Consider the following 3,527-nt stretch of genomic DNA (forward strand, 5'->3'; position numbering starts at 1 on the left):
ACCCACCCGGTAGGGTGGACTCGCCTCGACCCGCCCGGGCGCACCCCGTGGTGCGTGTCTCGCGACGAGGCAGACCAGGGTGCTGTCAGGCGATGACAGTTGCCGCGAATCGGCGTGAGGACATCAGGTGCAGACCCATGAGATCAGGAAGCGATTCCTCGATCACTTCATCCGTGCCGGTCACACCGAGATCCCCAGCGCGTCGCTGATCCTGGACGATCCGAACCTGCTGTTCGTCAACGCGGGCATGGTCCCGTTCAAGCCGTACTTCCTCGGGGAGCAGACGCCGCCGTCCGAGCGCGCGACCAGCATCCAGAAGTGTGTCCGCACCCTCGACATCGAGGAGGTGGGCATCACCACCCGCCACAACACCTTCTTCCAGATGGCGGGCAACTTCTCCTTCGGGGACTACTTCAAGCGCGAGGCCATCGGTTTCGCGTGGTCGCTGCTCACCGGGTCGATCGACGACGGCGGGTTCGGTATCGACCCGACCCGCCTGTGGCCGACGGTGTACCTCGACGACGATGAGGCCGAGGCCATCTGGCGCGACGAGATCGGTGTCCCCGCCGAGCGGATCCAGCGCCGTGGGATGGCCGACAACTACTGGTCGATGGGCGTCCCCGGGCCCTGCGGTCCCTGCTCGGAGATCTTCTACGACCGCGGCCCCGACTACGGCGTCGAGGGCGGGCCCGAAGCCGACGAGGACCGCTACATCGAGATCTGGAATCTCGTGTTCATGCAGAACCAGCGCGGACCGGGCATCGGCAAGGACAACTACGAGATCCTCGGCCCGTTGCCGCGGCAGAACATCGACACCGGCATGGGCATCGAGCGCGTCGCCTGCATCCTGCAGGACGTCGACAACGTCTACGAGACCGATCTGCTCAAGCCGGTCATCGACGTCGCCGCCCGGCTGACCGGCCGCGCCTACGGCTCCTCGGCGGCCGACGACGTCCGGTTCCGCGTCATCGCCGACCACACCCGGACCGCGGTCATGCTGATCTCCGACGGAGTGCTGCCGGGCAACGACGGTCGCGGTTACGTGCTGCGCCGACTGCTGCGCCGCATCGTGCGGTCGGCCCGCCTGCTGGGTGCCACCGAGGCCACCATGGCGGAATTCGTCGACACCGTGCTCGCCACCATGGCGCAGTCCTACCCGGTGCTCACCGATGACGCCGGTCGGATCCGGGCGGTCGCCGTCCGCGAGGAGGACGCCTTCCTCGCCACCCTGTCGGCCGGATCGAAGCTGTTCGACGACGCGGCCGCGTCGACCGCGGGTGCCGGGCGTACCCAGATCTCCGGTCGCGACGCCTTCGCCCTGCACGACACCTACGGGTTCCCGATCGACCTCACGCTCGAGATGGCCGCCGAGGCGGGACTGTCGGTCGACGAGCAGGGATTCGCCGACCTGATGGCCGAGCAGCGTCAGCGGGCCAAGGCCGACGCGAACGCCAACAAGAAGTCCCACGCCGATCTGTCGGTGTACCGGGAGTTCCTCGATCGTGGACCCACCGAGTTCACCGGTTTCGACGAACTGGTCTCCGAGGCACGGGTTCTGGGGATCGTCGACGGCGGCGTGAGCCTGCCCGTCGCGGGTGCCGGGCGCGACGTGGAGATCATCCTCGACCGCAGCCCCCTCTACGCCGAATCGGGTGGACAGACCGCCGACGTCGGGACCATCACCACCAGTTCGGGCATGCGCGCGCGGGTCACCGACGTGCAGAAGATCGCGAAATCGGTGTGGAGCCATGCCGTGACGATCGAATCCGGTGAGGTCACCGTCGGCGACGACGTGATCGCCCAGGTCGACTCACAGTGGCGCCGTGGCGCCACGCAGGGACACTCCGGCACCCACCTCGTCGGTGCCGCGCTGCGTCAGGTCCTCGGATCCGATGCGACGCAGGCGGGTTCGCTCAACCGGCCCGGCTACCTCCGGTTCGACTTCCGTGCGCAGGGCCCGGTCACCGACACCCAGCGCGACGAGATCGAGGAGATCGCCAACACCGCGGTCGAATCCGATTTCCCGGTCCACACCTTCGAGACCGGACTCGACGAGGCCAGGGCGATGGGTGCGATGGCGCTGTTCGGTGAGAACTACGGCGACATCGTCCGCGTGGTCGAGATCGGCGGTCCGTTCTCGATGGAACTCTGCGGCGGTACCCATGTCGGGTCGTCGGCGCAGGTCGGTCCCGTGACCCTGCTCGGTGAGTCGTCGGTGGGCTCGGGCATCCGACGCGTCGAGGCCTACGTCGGTCTCGACTCCTACCGCTACCTCGCCAAGGAGCGGGCGCTGCTCGGGGCGCTGTCGTCGTCACTGAAGGTGCCCAGCGATCAGGTGCCCGACCGTGTCGCGACCATCGTCGAACGTCTGCGTGACGCCGAGAAGCAGATCGAGCGGATGCGTGCCGAGTCGGCTCGGGCCTCGGCGGCGTCCCTGATCGACGACGCGGAGCGGATCGGTTCGGTCCTCGTGGTCGCCGCCCGCCTGCCGGACGGTCTCGCCGCGGGCGATCTGCGTGCCCTGGCGACCGACCTGCGTGGTCGGGTGTCCGCCGAACCGGCTGTCGTCGCCCTCTTCTCGGTCGCCGGTGACAAGGTGCCGTTCGTCGTCGCCGTCACCGACGCGGCCCGGGACACCGGCGTCGCGGCCGGAGCCGTCGTCACCGAGATCGCCCCTCTCGTCGGGGGACGGGGCGGTGGCAAGCCCGATCTCGCGCAGGGCTCGGGCAGTGACGCCGCGGGCATCGACGCCGCGCTCGCACGGATCCGCGAGCTCGCCGACGTCACCCGAGGCGGGGCAGGCGGGTGAGCGGGCTGCTCCCGCGCGGCCGTCGACTCGCCGTTGACGTGGGGAGTGTGCGGATCGGGGTCGCCTCGTGTGATCCTGACGGCATGCTCGCCACCCCCGTCGAGACCGTTGCGCGCACATCCGACGGTCGCGACCTGACCCGCATCGCCGAACTGGTGGCGGAGTACGAGGCGGTCGAGGTCATCGTCGGGCTCCCGACCACCCTGCGCGGCGAGCACGGTGCCGCCGCGGACGCGGCCACCGGTTTCGGCGCCCGGATCTCGCGACGCATCGATCCCGTCCCCGTGGTCTTCCACGACGAGCGGCTGACCACCGTCGCCGCCACCGCCATGCTGCGCGCGAGCGGACGGTCGACGCGATCGCACAAAGCGGTGATCGATCAGGCGGCGGCCGTCGCCATCCTGCAGTCCTGGTTGGATCTGCGCACCCGCCAGGACTCGGTCAGTGGGCCCGCCGGTGAGTGACCAACCGAATCGGCACCGTCGCCGAGCCCCGGGTGAGAACCAGACCCCCGAAGAGGCCGATCGCCTCCGCCGACTCCTCGAGAACGGCGGCGGTGGACCGCAGCGGCATCGCCGCGCCGGCCGCGGCCGTCCCGACGACTCGGGTGTGATCCCGCGGGTACCGCGAGACACCCCCCGCCCGGGCGGCGACAGCGCCTGGCAGGAACCGGACCGTCGCGCGCGACCCCGCGTCATCCCGCCCACCGCGCCGGGAC

General features: G+C 70.0%; 3 protein-coding genes. All 3 read left to right on the forward strand.

Annotated features, from left to right (window positions below; all coding sequences use genetic code 11):
- The first annotated feature begins 127 nt into the window (after window positions 1–127).
- Entirely contained in the window at window positions 128–2,809 is a 2,682-nt protein-coding gene (gene alaS / locus JHC79_RS22990) for an alanine--tRNA ligase (RefSeq protein WP_296395273.1), read from the forward strand.
- The gene (ruvX, locus tag JHC79_RS22995) at window positions 2,806–3,273 is read left to right on the forward strand and encodes a Holliday junction resolvase RuvX (RefSeq protein ID WP_296395275.1); all 468 of its coding nucleotides are present in this window, start codon (window positions 2,806–2,808) and stop codon (window positions 3,271–3,273) included. Before alaS ends, ruvX begins: the two co-directional genes overlap by 4 nt.
- A partial coding sequence (locus JHC79_RS23000; protein WP_296395277.1) for a hypothetical protein occupies window positions 3,266–3,527 on the forward strand: 262 nt, incomplete at its 3' end. The genes ruvX and JHC79_RS23000, both read left to right, overlap by 8 nt.

Source organism: Williamsia sp. (assembly GCF_016462415.1).
GTDB lineage: Bacteria > Actinomycetota > Actinomycetes > Mycobacteriales > Mycobacteriaceae > Williamsia_A.